Here is a 20,496-nt window from a genome sequence, read left to right on the forward strand (position 1 = left end):
AAGTGTTTTTCAAGTTCATTAAACAGGAACTTAACTTTTCTCATTTACTATCCAGAAGTATCAATGGTATCAAGTCTGTATTATATGTCAGGATGATATTATCGCTGTTGATCATAACTTATCAAAAGTTAAATCAGATCAAAAGCAGCAAGTCTGCCAAACAACAGTTTGCCCTGGAAATGGAGGCCGAACTCATGAAGTTTATTGTAAGACTTTATGGTGGAGACCCTGACAAACCGCCTCCGAACGGCCATCATTCCCCTTTCTGGTAACTCTTCCCAACACCTGTGGGCTCCAGCCGAGCGACTGCATGGGGAAATTCTGAGGAAAAAAGATTTGTCATACTGAACGATTGAAGTATCTATTCTGCGATATGCATATTGAAGAAGATCCTTCGCTTCGCTCAGGATGACAATGTTATTATGAGATAAACCTTTTAGTTCCACCCTTCGGGAAGGCTGTTGTCGGTTTGTGCGGTGGCAGGGAGGGGTTTATATGCCATCCTGATTAATTCGCCCATTCAAGCGTTCTCCGCTTGAATGATATTTTAAAGTAAGCGTCCACGCTTACCCATTTTGACACGATAATCGTAAGCGTGGACGCTTACCTTCACTATAGTTCAAGCGAAGGACGCTTGAACTGGCGGGGAATATTTCAATATTGGCTTTATGCTCTCATTAAACCTTATACGTTCAATTTTAAATAACTCATTTTGAGTTCTTTGAACCTCTTGTTGCGACTTTAAAGTTCTAAATATTAAATAGCCTGTAACCCCATATACAATGACAGCGGCCCAATCGGAAACTGTTCCCCAAGTATCTGCATGAAACGGAAAAATGTTACTATAAATCATCATTTAAAAGTAATGCATCCTTACGCCTTCACCCAATGTTCCTGCTCAATTTTCTTTTGCAGTTCAAGGATGGATCCGATAAGGGCTTCGGGGCGGGGCGGGCAGCCTTGTACGTATACATCCACAGGAATCACCCTATCTACCCCTTTTACTACGTGGTAGCCGTGCTGCCAGTACGGACCGCCGCAGTTGGAGCAGGAACCCATCGAGATCACGTATTTAGGTTCGGGCATTTGTTCGTAGAGGCGTTTGATGCGTTCGGCCATTTTAAAGGTTACCGTGCCGGCAATAATGATCACATCGGCCTGGCGGGCTGATGGGCGCGGGAAAACGCCGAACCGGTCCAGGTCATACGTAGATGCCATGGAGCCCATCATTTCAATAGCGCAACAGGCTATCCCAAAGCTTAAAGGCCATAGGGACGACAAGCGCGCCCAGTTGAGCAGATCGTCCAGTTTGGTTACGACAACACCGCCGCTTTCACTCGTTATATCACTGCTCATTAGTAGGCTTTTTAAAGGTGGGTTTAAACATGGGTTTCCGGATAGGCGCGGCTTCGGCGGGTACTTCTGCCACGGTGGCTTCGGCAACTACAGCCTCATTACCCATGCTAAAGGGTTTCACAACAAATTCCCCTTGCTCCATGTTCAATTGTTCGTATAAAGATGCGGGAATAGTTACATTGGTAACAGGCACTACGGGTTTGGCTTTTATCCATTCCAGGTCGCCTTTACGCCAAACGTAAACCAGGCCCAATATCAGGATGCCTAAAAAAATAAACATTTCGGCCAGCGAGAACCAGCCCCAGCGGGCATCCTGCGCTATAATTTCATGACTTCCAAATACGGTTGCCCAAGGAAATATGAACACCATTTCCACATCAAACAATAAGAATGTGAGGGCAATAACATAAAACCGCGAATTAAAGGGTAGCCAGGCATTGCCGGTAGGTTCTTCGCCGCATTCGTATGAGGTTAATTTCTCATAATTCGGATTTTTTGGAGCAAGCAGGCGGTTAATAAAAAATATTACACCTACCATAATTATTCCGGTGATCAGGAAGATGAGTATCTTGCCAAATTCTGATATTTGCGAAACATCGGTCATGACTACAAATTTAACAAAACAAACCCATTTTGATGCAATAATTATTGGCGGCGGTGCCTGCGGACTCATGTGTGCCGTACAGGCGGGCTTTTTGGGTAAGCGCACGCTGATACTGGAAAAAGCCGACCGCGTGGGCGCCAAGATCCTCATTAGCGGGGGCGGCAGGTGCAATTACACTAACTTGTACGCTACCGATCAGCAATTCATCTCACAAAATCCGCACTTCTGTAAGTCGGCATTTTCACAATGGACGGTGGAGGATACCATCGGCTTTTTTGAAACCTATGGTATTGAAGGCAAGGAGAAAACCCTGGGTCAGCTTTTCCCTGTAAGTGATAAAGCCAAAGATGTGGTACAGGTTTTTATTGATCTGTGTGCCGATATGGACCAGGAGATCTGGTGCGATGCCGAGGTTAAAATGGTGGAAAAAACTGACGATGGTTTTACGGTTAGGGCCGAAGTTAACGGCAAGCAGGAATATATCAGCGCACCCAGCGTAGTGATAGCCGCGGGTGGTTTGCCGATACCAAAAATGGGAGCTACTGACTTTGGCTTGCGTACAGCGCGCCAGTTCGACCTGAAAATTGTGGATACCGCCCCTGCCCTGGTGCCGTTGACCATTACCGGGAAGGATCAGCCCTGGTATGAGCAACTGAGTGGCAACAGCATTTTTTGCCGCGTTTGGAACGACAGGATCAGCTTTGAAGAAAACATCCTGTTTACTCATTGGGGCTTGAGCGGTCCGGCTATCCTCCAAATCTCCTCCTACTGGAAACCCGGCGAATATATCAACATAGATCTATTACCCAACCAAAACATAGCCGACCTGCTGCTGCAGGAAAAAGAAGCGAACGGCAAAAAGATGCTGCTGGCTTATCTGGCTGGCTTATACACCCGCAAATTTGCCGAGGCCCTGAGCGATAAATTACCTGTAGAGAAAAACCTGGCATCGCTTACCAAAGCAGATATCGAAAACATCAGCGAGCTGATACATGAATTTAAAGTAAAACCTGCTGGCGACAAAGGTTACGACAAAGCCGAAGTAATGCGCGGCGGCGTATCCACCGATGAACTATCCTCCAAAACACTGGAAGCCAAAAAAGTTCCCGGCCTGTTTTTCGGTGGTGAATGTGTGGATGTGACCGGCTGGCTGGGCGGCTACAATTTCCAATGGGCCTGGGCCAGTGGTTTTGTGATTGCGCAGCATATTTGATCAGAATTTTTTCGATTTCCCTGGCGCTGTCCGAAGTCGGAGACTTAGGATGAGTATGTTTGTAGTCTCTGACTACAGGAAATAACGTAGCTCTACGTTTCGGTAGTTGAAAACTACCGGCATAATGGTCCGAAGTCAGAGACTTCGGACAGCGAGGTTTAAGAATTAACGGAATTTTTTAGTTCCCTCCCCACGGGCTACTGTGTGTACACATCTTTTCAATGCACTAATAGTTAAAAAAAGCTGCTCCAGAGGAGCAAAATGTCGGTAGAAATAATAAAACTCAATCCTCTTTTAGTGCTGTAAGTACTCAACTAACCTAATTCACGTTCTCTTGATGCGCCATTATTTGACCTGCAAAGTTCAATAGTGACGTACCTACGGCACGTAAACTTCTTTTGATTCTATTTCTACCGACATGAAACCCCTCTGGGGGTTTATCAAAAAGATGTGTACACACAGTAGCCCCACGGGAGGGGTGCGACTGGCTGTGCGTGAAGGCAGGGAGGGGTTCTATGCGATTTGCCTTACGAAGAAACCCCTTCCACCCCTTCTCCGAGGGAAGGAATCACACGGCCCCGGGCTTTTATTTTATCTCCTAAAAATATTGCTTTTTTGCTCCCCTCTTGAGAGGGGGAGCGATGGATGGTGTAGTAGCAGGGGTGTGTTCATGAAGCGGAAAAACACCCCCCTCCACCCCCTCAAGAGGGGAATCGCGCAAGGCCAGCCCTCTACTACGCTATCAGTCCAAACTGTTTTAAATGGTGGGTAAAGTGTTTGCCGTGCCATATAAGCCATTCGTGGTGATTCATGGGGCCAAAGCCTCCGTGGATGGCCGTGATGCCGGGTTGTTCAAAATAACGATCAAAAGCTTCCAGCTCTAGCATTAGTTGGTTTACAGCGCTTACTATATCAGGGTACTGGTAATGCTCAGGCGGTTCTTGAAAAACTACATTTCGCCCTATCTCTATGTCGGAGTATACCATTAGCTGTTTCATTTGATAAGCTTTGTCGGCCGGCTGCTCACAAAAAGGTATCTTTTTGCCGTTTGTCCATTCCACCTGGTCAACCAGGTGTTCTACCATTTGCTGGGGTTTCATTTTACCCCAAATGGGCGTAGTTTGCGGATCAAGCGATAATAGTAACTCGCGCAATTCTGTCCGGTTGTTGATATCAAAAAATTGTCCCATTTTACCGTTCTACTATTTCATAATTGCGGTATTCGCCTATGCGCCAGCCTGTCAGCTGCTCTACGCGTTGCAAGAATTTACGGCGAAAGGTCATGTTTTTGCGCAACGCCTTGGTACTAAAATCGATCTTCCAGTTGGTGGCGGCTATGCGCTTTTGCATAGGCGCCGGGTGTGTACCATTAAAACGCACCAGTTTATCAGCATTGCCGTAATCAAACTCAAAGGTTTCGGGCAGGTTTTGTTCCATCCAGGCATCGTCGTGATAAAACTTGTTGAAGTTGCGGATCTTATTGTTCAATCCCTGCGGCGGTTTGGCCCAGCCGTAATGGTAGATATAAGCATCGATGAGTTTTACCTTGATCTTACGGTCGTTTAGCCGGAAACCCTGCGCGTCGCGATAGGCCCGGATTCCTTTAATGTTCTTCATCAGACGGATCTCGCGGCGATACCAGCGCCGGGAATCGCCGTAAAAATCGTAGGAACCATAAAAGTGCAGGTATTTAAACAGCAACCCTTCTATATTAGGTTTGTTCAGCGCCTCCTCCATTTCTTTTTTGATGAGGGGATGGTATTTTTCGTGCACGGCTTCATCGCCCTGGATGTAAAAAGCCCAGTCGGTATCTGGCGATATAGCATCAAAGGCTTTGTCGGTTTCTATGGCAAAAACCCGCCCGCCATCTTTCAGGGTATCATCCCAAACCGAATCAATGATCCTGATCTTTGGTGAACCAATGGCCTCAATCAATTCACGGGTACCATCATCAGAGTTTCCGGACATCACAATAAACTCATCGCAAAGCGGCAAAATAGAAGTAATGGCTTCAACAATAGGATAATCGTTTTTAACCGCGTTTCTGATAAAGGTAAATCCGGATACTTTCATTAAGCCAAAGGTATTTAAACAAGGGATAATTTTGATAAAAGTTATAGGATATTTATTGTAGTCAAAAATCTCGCCGTGCATTTTGTTCATCCAATCTTCATGTTATTTTACAACCTTCAAATGCTATTCTGCGTAACACAGTTAAAGCCCATCTGCCTCCTAACTTTAAAGAAACAATTAATTATTAAGCTAACAGTTTAATCTTTTACTAAACCTGTATCACCCTGCAAGCCGTTTAATATGGATATCATCAGAAGAGACAATATTACTTATGAGGAGTTTATGGAAGAGCATTATAAGCCTGGCATCCCGCTGGTGTTTACCAATGCTGCCAAAGTGTGGAAGGCTAACGGACTGTTTAGTCCGGATTGGTTCCGTGAAAATTACCCCGACCGTAAAACCGATTGCCGGGACATCACCTATACCATGCAGCAGGTGATGAATATGGTGGAGGCCGCTACCGAGGAGAAACCAGCGCCCTACCCTATTATTTTTGATATCCCCGGAACCTTACCCGAAATATTACCCTTCCTTGACCCCCTGGATCTAAACTATGCATCACCCAACTGGCTAAAGAATAAAATGTTCAGCATTGGTAAATGGGGCGGCGCTACCGAAATGTTTGTGGGCGGCCCGGGCGGTAAGTTCCCTTATATGCACATCGACTATTATCATCTGAATGCCTGGATAACGCAGCTGTATGGCGAAAAGCGTTTCACCGTTTTCCCGCGCGGACAGGAACATCTGCTTTACCCTCGCCCCGATGATCCATGGCGTTCGGAACTCAATGTTTTTGAGCCTGATTACGAGAAATATCCGCTGTTTAAAGATGCCACCCCGATCAATTTTGTGATAGGTCCAGGTGAAACTTTGTTTATCCCCTTTGGTACCTGGCACACAGCTTATTCACTTACGCCCACCATTTCTGTTGCTTTTGATACCCTGAACAGCAAAAACCACAAGGAATTTATGAAAGATGTGTGGACCTTTAAAAAACGCGATAGCAAGCTGAAGGCCGTAGCTATGTATGCCTATGCAGCGGTGGCCACGCAAAGCTGTAAAATTGGAGAGGCTTTGAGGGGGAATAAGGATTTTGGGATTAAGAGCAAGGATTGAAAAATGGATAGAGATAAAGCGAACAAAAAGTCTTTGTTCCTTGCTCCAAAAATCATTGCTCCCTATTTTATAGATTTTTAGCCTTACAAACCAAAAAAATGTTGATTTTTGAAACCTACAAAACAGCATACAACATTGGTTATCACAAATCCCAAATACGAAGAAGCTTTAAATAACTACTATAAAAAAATAGCTGAAGCCAGCGTGGAAGATATGGTGCTTAATATGGGGCCGCAACACCCGTCTACCCACGGTGTTTTGCGTTTGGAGCTTATCACCGATGGCGAAATTGTAAAAGAGGTGATCCCGCATATTGGTTACCTGCACCGCTGCTTTGAAAAACACGCCGAATCATTAACCTACCAGCAAACCATTCCCTTTACCGACCGGCTGGACTATCTGGCATCTATGAACAACAGTCACGCTTTTGTGATGGGTGTGGAGCGGATGATGGGGATTGATAAGGAAATCCCCAAACGGATTGAATATATCCGCGTGCTGGTTTGCGAACTGAACCGTATTGCATCGCACCTCATAGCTATTGGTACTTATGGTATTGATATTGGCGCTTTCACCCCTTTCCTATGGTGCTTTAGGGACCGCGAACATATTATGGGCATGCTGGAATGGGCCTCGGGCTCGCGTATGCTGTACAATTATATATGGGTCGGCGGTTTGTTCTATGATCTGCCGGTAGGTTTTGAGGAACGTTGCCGCGAGTTTGTAGAATATTTTAAACCTAAAATGGTAGAGCTTAACCAGCTGCTTACCGATAACCAGGTGTTTATATCGCGAACAGCCAATGTTGGGGTACTGCCCTTGGATGTTGCCATTAACTACGGTTGCTCCGGCCCTATGCTGCGGGCGTCGGGACTTAAATGGGATCTGAGACGCATCGATAACTACTCGGCTTATCCTGAGCTTGATTTTGAGATCCCCGTTGGCACAGGCGCTATGGGTACCGTGGGTGATTGCTGGGACCGCTACAAGGTGCGGGTGGACGAGATCGAACAATCCCTACGCATAGTGGAACAATGTCTCGATCGCCTGCAAAACGAACTGAAACGTACTCCCGATTTTGATCCGCGGGCTAAAATGCCTCGTAAAACCATTCCTAAAGCGCAGGATTACTATGTTCGCTGCGAAGGAGCTAAAGGCGAACTGGGCTTTTATTTTATGGCCGACGGCAAATCGGAGATCCCAACCCGTGTAAAAGCACGCGGACCAAGCTTTAACAATCTTTCCGTATTACCCGAAATATCCAAAGGCGTACTCATCGCCGATTTGATTGCCATTGTAGGTTCCATTGATTTTGTGTTGGGCGAAGTGGACAGGTAAGTTAATTTGGGATGTTCGATTTCGGATTTCTGACCTTGATTTATCTGCTGAGAAGATTAAATGATTTCTTGTTCGCTTAAATCATAGTAATCTGGTAATCCGATAAATCAAGGTTCAGACAAAAGCTAATTCCGAAATCGAATATCCGAATTCTGACATAAAAAAAGAGGTACCTTACGGCACCTCCTTTTCATTTTAATATATTAACTTTTATTGGATTGGGCAAATTATTGATTGTAAACTTTAACCATGAAAACATAGTTCTTAAGTTTTTTCAGCTGCTGCTTGCGGTTTAAACCGGCAAGTGTATTTTTAGTATTCAGATTAAGTGTTTTTGTCAATGAATCTGTTGGTATATTTTGAATCGTCTTTAACAGATAGGCTGATTTTTTTGCAAAGGCCGCTCCTACTACCTGTGTTTGTCTTCCAGTAATAATACCAATAACATTTCCTTTTTCATCAAGCAAAGGGCCACCGCTGTTTCCCGGATTAACCGGTATCTGAACCTGGTATTCAGTTGTATCGCCCGAATAACTTGCTGCTGAAGTTAAGAATCCGGCGCCTAATACAACGTTATCTCCGGGATATCCCCATGTATACACGTTTTCACCTAAATCGCTTTCTGATCTTTTCAAATTGTAAGGTACTGGACCAAGGTTTTTAAACGTGGCATCATTGATCTGTAATATAGCCAGATCATATTGAGGCTCAGCATAAATAACCTTAGCATGAAATGCTTCGCCTGCCGCATTCTGAACATAAACAGAATCAGCATCTTTTATTACGTGATAATCGGTAACTAAATATCCGTTTGAAGTAATGGCAAAACCTGTTCCTCTGTATTTTGCAGGTGAAACTATTGGGGCTTTAGGTTTTACAGGCGTACGACTACCATTGCCTATTTGAGCCACAGTCCTCTCCATATTGTTGATCTTTTCGCTCAGCTTTTCATATTTCGATTTGTCGTTACTCAGCTTACCGGTAAAGATCAAGGTACCCAAAACAGCAAATATAGCTATCGAAGCAGCAACCGATATTTTAGAATGGTGATTACGCCACATGCGCACTACCCAGGTTGGATGTATGGTTACTTCCTCTTTCAAGGTATGTACATCTATCTCATCATGAATAGCGTTCAGGCGTTTCTCAAGCTCCAGGCGTTCGCCGTATTGTTTTAGTAAGCCAATAAACTGCATGTGTTCGGCAACTCGGCTTTCTACAGTCGCATCGTTTTTTCGGAGCAATTCAAATTGGGTACGTTCTTCGGCGGTCATGCTGCCGTCAAGGTACTTTTCAATTAATTCCGTAAGTTGGTTATCACTCATCTCTTTGCTTTCCTTCCTTATTTCTGCTGAAAAAATAACTTTTTCAGCCTTTGCAGGCATTTATATTTTTGTGTTTTGGCATTATCGGCATTGGTATAGCCAAAACGTTCGCAGATATCCTGCATTGATCTGTTATGTATATAAAAATCTTCCATAATGGTTTTGCAGGGTTCGCCCAGCAATTGCAGGGCGCTTTCCATTTTACCAAATTGCAGGTCCCGCTCATTATGGTCATCAATTTCTTCTTCAACAGGCAGGTATTCTTCAAAATCACGGATATCGCCCCCGTACCTATTCATGTGGCTCAGCCTTTTGAGCCAGAGCCTGCGGCAAACCGAATAAATATATGTTTTAAGCTTGCTGCTCAGTTCGAACTTGCCCGACTTGATCTTATTGTAAAGAACGATGATCGCTTCCTGGTAAATATCTTTGGCATCATCCTCATCTCCGTTGTTATTGACAATCAACTGTAGTATCATCGGAAAATAGGTAGTGTATAACTTTTTTAACACTATTTCCGAGTTGTTGAGTATACCAAGAACTATCTCGCTATCTGTTGGTGCCGAAGCTTTTAACTCTTTATTCACTCTTAATACTATTTATATGAAATTGTAACCCATCATTATAAAAAATAATTTACCTAAAATAAATCATTAGCATCAACATGGATAGTTTGGTGCTGTAACAATTATAAGCCCGAATGTTTCATCCGTTTTAATACAATAATTTAAACAAGGTAACCCAAAGCTATTTTAACACGCTTTTTTATAAGATGGCAAATCTGCAATAAAAAAACCGGCCTCAAAAACATTTCGTCAACCATTGGTCAACCGGGTGCTTCCCCCCCCGGTACCCTTGTGAGAGCAATAGCCCTATGATATAGAAAAGAATCAAATACGCGTATCGACTCACCCCGACATCGCTACGCTCGTCACCCCTCTCTCCGCTTCGCGCATAGAGGGGATTTTACTTTTATTTTCCATACCCTCTTTGCGGCGATGCCGTAGAGAGGGTGGTCCAGCGAAGCGTAGACCGGGTGAGTCGGCTATGCTTCATGATATTTCTCAACAAAGCCTGTTCTGCCAAATTATGGGCTATTACTCTTGTGAGGTTACCTTTTCGTTTTCATTGTATTAACATCAAAAAAACAATTAAAACTTAAAACGTACCAAAAATGAAAACACTTATCAAAACCGGCTTAGCCACATTAGTTATCGCTGTTTTTTTCACAGCCTGCGATCCTCCAAAATCTCCGGCTAATTCAACCCCGGTTGATACTACCAAAACTAACGCCGTTAAAATTGATTCGGCTAAAATCCTTGCTCCCGATTCTGCTACCGCGGCGGCGGCTGATTCTGCAACAGCTGTTCTTCCCGATTCAACTAAAAAATAAGCGGCGAATACTAACAAGCAAAGCTTAGCTGGAGCCATTCCCGAAAATAAACGGAAAATGGCATGAAGAAAAGTGGTTTGTACAGGATTTGTATAGCATTAAAAAAAAGCCGCTCCGGGAGCGGCTTTTGCCATTTAGTGGGTCTTTTTATTTGTCACTTGTTGTAAGGTTAACGCAATGTTCGCGGCAATTATTGCGCGAAAAAAAATATAGTACAAAATGCTTTATTGATATCTGGCTATCAGATATTTTTGAATATTCAGTGTTGTTTTTTATTAAAACATCCGCACTTCCAAGCCTGATCACGATCTATCTAAAAACAAATTATAAACAAAATAAAAACTATGGGAAACACGACCAGCACGGGTTCATTGGTATTTGATTTTCAGCATATCGACAAAACAAAGCTCAACATGGTGGGGGGTAAAGGTGCCAATCTGGGCGAACTTTCCAGGATCGACGGGATCCGCGTACCTGATGGCTTTTGCATCTCTACCGAAGCTTTCAAAAGAGTCATTAATGAAACGCCGCCAGTTAACGAATTACTTGAGCAGCTATCACTTCTGAAAGCGGAGGACCGGGATAAGATCACTCAACTTAGTGCTAACATCCGTGGGATCATCGAAGGGATAACCATTCCACAAGACATTATTGAAGAGATTACCAGCTTCCTCTCCGGGCTTGACGAAAACAATGCTTATGCGGTCCGGTCCAGCGCTACGGCCGAGGATCTGCCAACGGCATCTTTTGCAGGCCAGCAGGATACGTATTTGAATATTATTGGCAGGGAGGCTATCCTCAAACATATCAGCAAATGCTGGGCATCGCTGTTTACCGATAGGGCAATAACTTACCGTATTCAAAACGGTTTCGACCACCGTAAGGTATACCTGGCGGTAGTTGTTCAACAGATGGTATTCCCAGGGGCGGCGGGAATTTTGTTTACTGCCGATCCCATTACCGGTAACCGAAAAGTATTATCCATTGATGCCAGTTTCGGGCTTGGTGAGGCTATGGTTTCGGGCCTGGTGAGTGCCGATCTTTATAAAGTGAGTAACGGTCACGTCATAGATAAAACGATATCCAGCAAAAAACTGGCTATTTATGCCGTAAAAGATGGCGGTACCAAAGAACAGGAGATCGGGCCTGAACAGCAGAACAAACAAGTGCTGACGGACGAACAGATCATGCAGTTGGAGCGGATAGGCAGAAAGATCGAAGAACACTTCGGCAGCCCGCAGGACATCGAATGGTGTTTGGCCGGCGATACATTTTATATTGTACAAAGCCGCTCCATCACTACCTTATATCCGGTTCCTGAAGTTGATGATCAGGAAAATCATGTATATGTGTCTGTCGGTCATCAGCAAATGATGACGGATGCCATGAAACCATTGGGATTGTCTTTTTTCCTGTTAACCACCCCCGCCCCTATGCGTACGGCTGGCGGGAGGCTGTTTGTTGATATTACACCAATGCTGGCTTCAGCTGCGGGCAGACACACGATGCTAAACGTTCTTGGAAAATCCGATCCGCTCATCAAAGACGCGCTTACAAGCATTAATGAACGGGGTGATTTTCTAAAACCATTACCCGCTGATAAAGAAGAACCGGGTTCTGCTAAAAGCACTGCCAACGCGCCGCACAGAGATTATGAGACACTAAACGACTACGACCCAACCATCGTTTATGATCTGATCAAGAGCAGCCAAACATGGATAGAATCTTTAAAGCAAAACATCCGGCTGAAATCGGGACCGGATGTGTTTGATTTTATCCTGGAAGATATCCAGCAGCTCAAGAAAACTTCAGCCGACTCACCAAGCTTTGGTGTGATTATGACCGGGATGAATGCTTTATCATGGGTCAACGAAAAAATGAACGAATGGTTGGGTGAGAAAAATGCGGGGGATACGCTTGCTCAATCTGTGCCAAACAATATTACTTCTGAAATGGGGCTCGAACTACTGCATGTTGCCGATGTAATTCGTCCTTACCCGGCTGTAATTGAATATTTGCAACAGGCACAGGATGACAACTTTTTGGATGGACTGCTTCAATTTGATGGCGGGCCACAAATACGGTATGCTATCGATATTTATCTCAACAAATACGGTATGCGGTGTGCCGGGGAAATTGATATTACCAAAAACCGCTGGAGCGAAAAACCAATTACGCTTATCCCTATTTTGCTCAATAATGTCAAAAACTTTGAGGCCGGGGCAGGCAGCCGGAGATTTGAGCAAGGGCGGCAGGAAGCTTTGAAAAAAGAGCAGGACTTATTAGCCAGGCTGGCGCTATTACCTGATGGCGAACAAAAAGCCAAAGAAACAAAACGAATGATAAACCTGATCAGGAATTTTGCCGGCTATCGCGAATATCCTAAATACGCTATAATTTGCCGCTACTTTGTTTATAAGCAGGCTTTATTAAAAGAAGCCGAAAAGCTTATACAAGCCAACGTAATTCATGCAAAAGAAGATATTTACTATCTCGGCTTTGAAGAATTGCGCGAAGTTGTACGCACTCATCAACTGGATTACCAGATGATTGATAAACGAAAAGAGGCATACAAATTATATGAAAAATTAACTCCTCCGCGTATTATGACGTCTGATGGTGAAATTATTACCGGTAAATACAAGCTGGAGGATCTCCCGGCCGGGGCCATTGCAGGTTTGGCGGTTTCTTCGGGAGTTATAGAGGGGCAGGCGCGTGTGATCCTGAACATGGAAGACGCTGACCTGGAAGACGGAGATATATTAGTGACCAGATTTACCGATCCCAGCTGGACGCCATTGTTTGTATCTATAAAAGGCCTGGTTACCGAAGTTGGCGGATTGATGACCCACGGAGCGGTTATTGCACGTGAATACGGTTTGCCTGCAGTTGTTGGCGTGGATAATGCTACCAAACTGATCAAAGACCGGCAGCGCATCCGGGTGAACGGGACGGATGGATATGTAGAAATATTGTAAATACAATTGATATTTAAGAAAAAACGGCATAAATCAGCATTATTTAAAAGACTATAGCACAAGAAATTACGAACAGTAAAAAAATTATTTTCATTTTCCTTAAAAAAGTTGGGTTACCTTTTATTCCTAAAAGTATTAACTCCTGAAAAACGATCACAAAATATTTAAATTTTAAAACTCACAAAATGAAAAATTCTTTCAAATTAGGTTTCTTAGCTTTAGCTATCGCTGTTTCTTTCGCTGCTTGTAAAGGTTCTGGTTCAGCTTCAGGTGCTGATTCTGCTAAAGCTGATTCAGCTAAAGTTGATTCTGCAAAAACTACTGCTGTTGATTCAGCTAAAACTGATTCAGCTAAAGTTGACACTGCAAAAAAAGACACTGCTGCTAAAAAATAATTATACCACAATATAAAAGGTGATTGAAATATAAATTTTAGTCATTTTTTATTGGTTTTTTAGTTATTCGTTAATTTATAAAGGGTAACCTGTAATTTTTTTTAAAAATTATGGGTTACCTTTTTTTGTTTACCGTATTAACAAGAAACTATTAAATCACTTATTAAAAAATTAAACATGAAAAATTCATTCAAACTTGGCTTTTTAGCCCTGGCTATCGCTACTTCATTTGCAGCTTGTAAAGGTTCTGGTTCAGCAGGTTCTGCTGATTCAGCTAAAATGGACTCAGCTAAAATGGATTCAGCTAAAACCACTGCGGTTGATTCAGCTAAATCTGATTCTTCTAAAATGGATACCACTAAAAAAGACACTACTAAAAAAATGTAATTTTTCATTTTTTAGAACAAGAAACGCCCCGGTTTACCAGGGCGTTTTTTTTGTGACCAACATTTCGGGCGGATATTACGTAATTTTCAACCAGATCGGTAAGTATAGCACCAGCAAACTAAACAATGAGATCTGTTAACATAAAAAAGACCGGTCAGATAATAGCCGGTCTTTTGGTGTCAAGATAAAAAGGTATTTTATTAAACCTGATCGCGCAGTGCTTTTATTTCATCGTGAGCATCAAGCAGATTATCCAACTGTGTATTTATTACCTGGCGTAAATAAGCCGGCAGGTATTCTTCCTCAAGGGCATTGCGATAGGCTTTAATAATGGCATCTTCTCCAAACTCGCATTCCTCCAATATATCATGGGTATCATGAGCAGTAAAGGCTGCCTTAACATCAAGCCATGCCCTGTGAATTTTACCACTGGTGCTTGTTCCGGTATCAATGTCATGCCCCAATACCTCAATTTCGGTACCGAGCTCTACCTTAAACCGGTGACTGTCGCCTATCATTGTGGTAAATAGCTCTTTAAGATCGCCCTCATTATCCTTCAGGTCTTTCAAAGCCCGCGTATATCCTTCAATGCGGTCATTATTAATCTGTATTAAATCATTCAATACCTCGGCTGTTGCTTGTGTGTTTTCCATAACTGTAAGTTTTATACAGAATCAACACAGCTAAAATTAAATTGTTTAATTTTAAATAAATAATTTATCCTATTTATAAATTTAATTTTATGATTTCCCGCGAAACAAAGAGATGATCCAGATGAGTGCCACGATAACTACAATTACTGCTATAATACCGGTAATGGCGCCGGCTTTAAATATCCCTTCAATCACAGAACAGCCGCTCATGGTGAACAGCAATAAGGCAATAAGTATCCAATGTGCATTTTTCATATGTTGATTATTTATTTGGTGATACTATTTACTACAGCAGTGTGCAGCTTTTTGTTTTTATATGCAATGACAGATAGGAATACCAACCGTCGCTTCAGCCCGACACTCAAAAAATCGCTTCGTTTTTAACTATATACGATGCATTATTAAAAATCAGGTAAAACTGTACAGGCTTTTTAAGGCAGATAAGTATTTTTACCACCTATTTATAAAGCCATGTTTAATATGCTTTTTTCAATAAATAATGCTACCGTAAGGTTTTTAACCAATACCTTGTTCACTGAGCTTAATTTTAAAATAAACAAAGGTGAGCACTGGGCCTTAATTGGCGAAAGCGGCTCAGGTAAAAGCGCCTTGCTACAAACTATAGCAGGACGCTTTAATATAACCGGTGGCACTATAAATTATCACCTTCTGGATGATGTTACAAACTTGCAGGTTGACGAAAACGGTCAGAATTTGCCTAACAAATTGATATCCCTGGTTGAACCCAAACACCATTTCCGGAATCTTTCAAACACGACCGATTTTTATTATCAGCAACGATACAATTCCTCAGATTCTGAAGATGCCTTAACTGTTGATGATTATTTATTGTCCGTTAAAAGCGTCGCGCGGACAGATACGCAGTGGACATTGGATAAAATACTAACCCTGCTGAATCTGCATGCTTTACGTGATAAGCAGCTCATCAAACTCTCTAACGGCGAAACCAAGCGCTTAATGCTGGCCGCCGCACTGCTCAAAAATCCCATATTATTATTGCTCGACAATCCCCTAACCGGTTTGGATGTGAAAACCCGGCAGGAATTTAACGGTATTATTGAGCAGATCACTGCATCCGGCATCAGCATTATCATGGCTACATCTGTACATGAAATACCCGAAGCTATTACCCATATAGCGGTTTTAAAAAGCGGAAAAATCATCCATCAAAGTCCCCGGGCAGTTTTTAACCCCGAACTATTTACAACAGACACAGCAGATAACATTGACAACCAGGAACTTACCGCATTACTCAACATCAATAAAAATCCCATTGCTTTTAACCAGATAGTAGCCATGGATAAGGTGCGTATTCAATATGGCGACAAGGTGATATTGGATGATGTAAACTGGCAGATAAAAACCGGCGACAGGTGGGCGCTGCTCGGTCCCAATGGTGCGGGTAAATCGACTTTATTAAGCCTCATTAATGGCGACAACCCACAGGCTTATGCCAATAACATTATTTTGTTTGATAAAAAACGCGGTACCGGCGAAAGTATCTGGGATATTAAAAAGAAGATCGGTTTTGTATCGCCCGAGCTGCACCAGTACTTCCCTACCGATAATAGTTGTTTGCAGGTAATTGAGTCGGGCTATTATGACACCCTGGGTTTGTTCAGGCCCAGTAATCAGGAGAGGGCAGCTATTGCCCTGCGATGGATGAAAGCGTTGGAGATTGACCGCTATGCCCGCACCCTGTTAAAAAATATACCGGCAAGCGCCCAGCGTTTATGTTTACTGGCCAGGGCACTGATCAAAAACCCGGCTCTACTTATTTTTGATGAACCCTGCCAGGGCATGGACGATCATCAGCAGCTCCATTTTAAAAACCTGGTTGATACCATTTGCGGTTTGAGTAATGTTACCCTCATTTATGTAACCCACTACCAGCATGAAATCCCCAACAGCGTTGATAAGGTATTGCGGCTTGACAAAGGGAAAGTGGTTAGTTGAAGCATATTTCACATTAGGCACAGTAACTCATTACATGATTAAAGGTTAAATATTTCCTAATAATAAACTTAATTTTATTGATCAGTATCAGGTTTTTCTTTTGAATAGTGTTTATTTATTCATTTTATTCATTACCACAAACACTACATCCTTATAGTAAAACACACGTAATAACCTGTAAATTACTTTATTAGTTTAATAACTGATAGGAGTATTTGCGCCTATAAACCTGTGTGTATGAAAAGCTTTTTACGTTATTGGATATTGCTGCTGATACTGCTTAGCTTGCAGGCAACAAATGATGTAAAAGCGGCAACCAAATCATGGGTTGGCGGAGCTACTGGTGATGTGTCTAACTGGAATAACGGGGCCAATTGGTCGCCTGCAGGGGTACCTGGAGCCGCTGATGACGTAAACATTGGAGCATTACTTTTTTTTACTAATCCCCCAGTTGTAAATGCCGGGGATAACGTATCCTGTGCGTCTATTACGTTTGGCGTCATACTAAGTTTAACTACTGTACCTTTAACAGTGAACGGCACCTTAAATGTAACCAATTCCATTACCCAGCAACCAACTTTATTAATTTCTTATTCGGTTCCACTATCCGGTACCGGCACCCTTAACTGCGGCTCTATCCAAATTAACACAACTGCAAATCCCGGTAGTGCCCTATTAGGTATCTTCCCGAGTTTAAATTTTATAGTAACTCTTCAAAATTTAAATGTTAGTGGAAACGTAACTGTTAATTCAACTACTGTTGTAGCCCTTGTTATCCCATTAGGGGAAATTGACGGAAGGTTTTCATTAGTAAGCGGAACTACTACTATTGGCGGACAAATACTTACACAAAACACCCTGTTTCGCATACTTGGCCTAAGCAACAGTGTAGGGAATCCCGTATTTAGTATCGATCCTGGTACTGGTTCAGCAGCTACATTAATACTTACTAACGCAGCCCCTATTAATACAACAGCTGCTTCCGGATCAACTTATGCAGGTTCTATTGATTTTTATAATAGCACAGGAACCGGGCAATCTACCGTTAATTATGCTTATGCAGGTGCAGGCACACAAATAGTATACGCAACAACCGGTGTTAGTAATTTAAACACAAGCCCGGCATTATATCAAAATTTAATATTAACAGGAACAGGTAAAAAACAACCTAATGTTGCATCTGGATTACTAACCGTTGCGGGTAATATTGACAATTCCGCCAGCTCTCCTATTGATTTTGTTACCAATACCAATACTGTTCAGTTAACCGGTACTACCCAAACCATCGCTGGAGGATCATATGCAAGCGCACCTACTACAGGCACGGTATTCTACAACCTCACTTCATCAGCCACAACTGCAACCTTAAGCGGGCGTAACAATATAGCGGCTCTGGGTACTTTGGCCTTTTTAAAAACAAGCGCCACTACCATGAATGTGGATGCCACAGCAACAAATAGTCTTACGCTATTATCAAACAGCACGGGCGATGCCAGTATAGCCAGTTTAAGTACAGATGCCAGCAGCAATGCTATTACTGCTACAGTTACCGGCACCATCAATGTACAACGCTATGTAAAAGGCGGAGGAGGAACAACCGGTCCGCGCCGTTATATGCTTATTTCTTCGCCGGTAGCTAATGCATCGGCCAGTACATATAACCTGCTGCCATTTTTTGCCACTACCTATATCACCGGGCCAGGCGGCTCTGCCAATGGATTTGATACTTCGCCTCAAAACAACCCATCCGTTTTTATATATGACGAAAACGCCCCGCTAACAACTAACCCCAACGTAGTTACAGGCAATGAATTTAAAGGCTTTGCTACTATGAACGAAACGGTACCAATGGGTAATGGAGTGGAATATTATTTCAGGGGCAGCCGTACAGGTGTATCAAGCTCTGCCGTATTTGTAAATCCCTTCCCTGCTCCAGATAATGCCACTTTAAATTTTTCGGGCGCGGTATATAAAGGCAGCGGTGCTGGTGGTGCTTTAACTGTGAGTGTTATTAATTTCCCAGCCACACCGATGCCAACTTATTATAGTTCATCAGCGGTTACCCTGTCAAACAATTTATCGTTTGCCAGCTCTGCTTCTACCAAAAAAGGACTTAACCTGGTAGGCAACCCTTATCCATCAGTAATTGACCTGCACACGGTTTATACGGTTAATATCGCCTTTTTGTATAAGTTCTATTACATGCTGGTTAAAAATGTCACTACCGGCACCAACAGCTTCTCCACCACGTATGCCGTTTATGATGCCAGTAACGCAGGTACACCGCCTGCCGGGGCCAGCAGGTACGCCGTATCCGGGCAGGGCTTTTTTATAACCGCCCCTAATGCAACTTCTACTTTGACATTTAACGAAAGCATGAAAGTGCCTTATACTTCGTATACTTCACCAGCTTCTACCAAACCGGTGTTTAATGTGATACGCAACCCGAGTGTAGTGGCTAAAACTTTAACGGTTAGTCCTGATAAAACCAGCACACAGCAGGCGGCTGTTGCAGCATCCGCATCTGCCGAAACCGCTATAGATCCTATACCACGGTTGCGGTTAGAGTTGATGCGGGATACCAACATATTAAATACCGCCGACATCGCTTTTGATAAAAATTCCAGTGCTAAATTTGCACTTGGTGAAGATGCACAATACATAGCAGCATCGGGCCAGGGCGATTTCTTTTATTCGCAATCGGCCGACTCTGTGGGTTGTTTTGTTAATTATACCGGCAACCTGGAAAAACTAAAACGCATCAATTTATTTATCGCGTTCTCGAATTTTGGTCAGTACAAAATTACCTCGCCCATTAAATCAAACATCGACGAACGTTATACCATCTATTTAAAAGACAAGTATACCAACGACTCATTAGATGTGGTACACAATCCAGTTTATACTTTTAATGTCGATCAAAATGCCGCCAGTTATCCCAGGGATCGTTTTTACCTGAGCATTGGTATTGCGCCGGGGCACGAATACAAACTATTAAACTTTAGCGGCAGTAAAGTAACCAGCGGCATCCAGCTGACCTGGAAAACTGATAATGAAAGTAATTTTACAGGTTTCGTGGTTCAAAAAAGCACCAATGGCGGCAAATCTTTTGAAGTGATCGACAGTCTGCAATCAACCGGTGCCGGCAGTTACACCTTTACCGATCCGGCCCCCGGTAACGGACAGATCACTTATCGCCTGGCCCAAAGTTTAGTGACAGGTGATACCCAAATGTCAAAAAACCTGGTATTTGATTATAACAGCGACCTGAATGTTTTAAAGTTCATGGTATACCCCACCAGCACGGCCAGAGACATCCATATTAAATTGGGTAAAACATACAGCAACAATATCAAAATCAATATTATAAGCGCAACCGGCGGCATGGTAAAAACCTTAACCTCTGCCAACACCGATTCTGTACAGGAAAACGTGGGCAATTTGATCAAAGGGCTCTACATTGTAGAGGCCATTGACACTATCACGGGCAAACGTATCGGCAGCGCTAAATTCTTCAAACAATAATACCCAGCTATAAATTTGATCCATTTCAGCAATACATCAGCAAGCTTGCACCTTGTTATCTTTTTTAAAAAATCCTTCAAAAAATGATATATCTTATTCATTTTATTCACTGATTTATATGTCTTTAGGGTGTAAAAATGAAACTTTAAAGAAATTTTGCCCG

Annotated in this window: 17 protein-coding genes and 1 pseudogene; 10 read left to right on the plus strand and 8 right to left on the minus strand. The window is 42.9% G+C overall.

Annotated features, from left to right (window positions below; all coding sequences use genetic code 11):
- Positions 1–272: pseudogene (locus AB6735_RS21475) on the plus strand (hypothetical protein); the annotation flags it as partial.
- Between the two features lie 601 nt (positions 273–873).
- Here AB6735_RS21475 and AB6735_RS21480 read toward each other — a convergent pair.
- Both AB6735_RS21480 and AB6735_RS21485 read right to left on the minus strand, forming a co-directional pair.
- Positions 874–1,356, minus strand: a complete 483-nt coding sequence (locus tag AB6735_RS21480) for an NADH-quinone oxidoreductase subunit B (RefSeq protein ID WP_090468904.1) — start codon at positions 1,354–1,356, stop codon at positions 874–876.
- Positions 1,346–1,960, minus strand: coding sequence for an NADH-quinone oxidoreductase subunit A (locus tag AB6735_RS21485; RefSeq protein ID WP_370998118.1), 615 nt, complete (start codon positions 1,958–1,960; stop codon positions 1,346–1,348). Before AB6735_RS21485 ends, AB6735_RS21480 begins: the two co-directional genes overlap by 11 nt.
- Here AB6735_RS21485 and AB6735_RS21490 point away from each other — a divergent pair.
- On the plus strand, positions 1,959–3,173 hold the full coding sequence (locus tag AB6735_RS21490) for an NAD(P)/FAD-dependent oxidoreductase (RefSeq protein WP_370998119.1): 1,215 nt from the start codon (positions 1,959–1,961) through the stop codon (positions 3,171–3,173). The genes AB6735_RS21485 and AB6735_RS21490 overlap by 2 nt on opposite strands.
- 734 nt (positions 3,174–3,907) lie before the next feature.
- Here the strand turns inward: AB6735_RS21490 and AB6735_RS21495 are convergent.
- Together AB6735_RS21495 and AB6735_RS21500 are read right to left on the minus strand one after the other, a co-directional pair.
- Positions 3,908–4,363: a hypothetical protein gene (locus AB6735_RS21495; protein ID WP_370998121.1), complete on the minus strand. Its 456-nt coding sequence runs from the start codon at positions 4,361–4,363 to the stop codon at positions 3,908–3,910.
- Position 4,364: 1 nt separating this feature from the next.
- Positions 4,365–5,336 carry a glycosyltransferase family 2 protein gene (locus tag AB6735_RS21500; RefSeq protein ID WP_370998123.1) on the minus strand — a complete coding sequence of 324 codons (972 nt, stop codon included), beginning with the start codon at positions 5,334–5,336 and terminating at the stop codon, positions 4,365–4,367.
- 150 nt (positions 5,337–5,486) lie between these two features.
- Between AB6735_RS21500 and AB6735_RS21505 the strand changes: the two genes are divergently transcribed.
- Positions 5,487–6,362 (plus strand): cupin-like domain-containing protein, encoded by an 876-nt coding sequence (locus AB6735_RS21505; protein WP_370998124.1) that lies wholly within the window; start codon positions 5,487–5,489, stop codon positions 6,360–6,362.
- A gap of 213 nt (positions 6,363–6,575) precedes the next feature.
- Positions 6,576–7,700, plus strand: a complete 1,125-nt coding sequence (locus tag AB6735_RS21510) for an NADH-quinone oxidoreductase subunit D (RefSeq protein WP_370998254.1) — start codon at positions 6,576–6,578, stop codon at positions 7,698–7,700.
- Positions 7,701–7,927: 227 nt separating this feature from the next.
- Here AB6735_RS21510 and AB6735_RS21515 read toward each other — a convergent pair whose 3' ends face one another.
- Together AB6735_RS21515 and AB6735_RS21520 are read right to left on the minus strand one after the other, a co-directional pair.
- Positions 7,928–9,085, minus strand: a complete 1,158-nt coding sequence (locus AB6735_RS21515; protein WP_370998125.1) for a trypsin-like peptidase domain-containing protein — start codon at positions 9,083–9,085, stop codon at positions 7,928–7,930.
- Positions 9,043–9,612, minus strand: coding sequence for an RNA polymerase sigma factor (locus AB6735_RS21520; RefSeq protein ID WP_370998126.1), 570 nt, complete (start codon positions 9,610–9,612; stop codon positions 9,043–9,045). The genes AB6735_RS21515 and AB6735_RS21520 overlap by 43 nt, the downstream gene beginning before the upstream one ends.
- A gap of 587 nt (positions 9,613–10,199) precedes the next feature.
- Between AB6735_RS21520 and AB6735_RS21525 the strand changes: the two genes are divergently transcribed.
- The 4 genes from AB6735_RS21525 (at position 10,200) to AB6735_RS21540 (ending at position 14,178) form a co-directional block, all read left to right on the plus strand.
- Positions 10,200–10,418 (plus strand): hypothetical protein, encoded by a 219-nt coding sequence (locus tag AB6735_RS21525; RefSeq protein WP_370998127.1) that lies wholly within the window; start codon positions 10,200–10,202, stop codon positions 10,416–10,418.
- 344 nt (positions 10,419–10,762) lie between these two features.
- Entirely contained in the window at positions 10,763–13,396 is a 2,634-nt protein-coding gene (ppsA, locus tag AB6735_RS21530; protein WP_370998128.1) for a phosphoenolpyruvate synthase, read from the plus strand.
- A 185-nt stretch (positions 13,397–13,581) separates the two neighbouring features.
- Positions 13,582–13,791 (plus strand): hypothetical protein, encoded by a 210-nt coding sequence (locus AB6735_RS21535; protein ID WP_370998129.1) that lies wholly within the window; start codon positions 13,582–13,584, stop codon positions 13,789–13,791.
- Between the two features lie 177 nt (positions 13,792–13,968).
- Positions 13,969–14,178 carry a hypothetical protein gene (locus AB6735_RS21540; protein ID WP_370998130.1) on the plus strand — a complete coding sequence of 70 codons (210 nt, stop codon included), beginning with the start codon at positions 13,969–13,971 and terminating at the stop codon, positions 14,176–14,178.
- A gap of 200 nt (positions 14,179–14,378) precedes the next feature.
- Here AB6735_RS21540 and AB6735_RS21545 read toward each other — a convergent pair whose 3' ends face one another.
- Together AB6735_RS21545 and AB6735_RS21550 are read right to left on the minus strand one after the other, a co-directional pair.
- The gene (locus tag AB6735_RS21545; protein ID WP_370998131.1) at positions 14,379–14,831 is read right to left on the minus strand and encodes a PA2169 family four-helix-bundle protein; all 453 of its coding nucleotides are present in this window, start codon (positions 14,829–14,831) and stop codon (positions 14,379–14,381) included.
- 87 nt (positions 14,832–14,918) lie between these two features.
- Positions 14,919–15,086 carry a hypothetical protein gene (locus tag AB6735_RS21550; RefSeq protein ID WP_370998132.1) on the minus strand — a complete coding sequence of 56 codons (168 nt, stop codon included), beginning with the start codon at positions 15,084–15,086 and terminating at the stop codon, positions 14,919–14,921.
- Positions 15,087–15,311: 225 nt separating this feature from the next.
- Between AB6735_RS21550 and AB6735_RS21555 the strand changes: the two genes are divergently transcribed.
- Positions 15,312–16,808 (plus strand): ATP-binding cassette domain-containing protein, encoded by a 1,497-nt coding sequence (locus tag AB6735_RS21555; RefSeq protein ID WP_370998133.1) that lies wholly within the window; start codon positions 15,312–15,314, stop codon positions 16,806–16,808.
- Positions 16,809–17,045: 237 nt separating this feature from the next.
- Complete coding sequence (locus tag AB6735_RS21560; RefSeq protein WP_370998135.1) at positions 17,046–20,333, plus strand: hypothetical protein; 3,288 nt, start codon at positions 17,046–17,048, stop codon at positions 20,331–20,333.
- Positions 20,334–20,496 lie beyond the last annotated feature (163 nt).

The organism is Mucilaginibacter sp. RCC_168, assembly GCF_041355315.1.
Lineage (GTDB): Bacteria > Bacteroidota > Bacteroidia > Sphingobacteriales > Sphingobacteriaceae > Mucilaginibacter.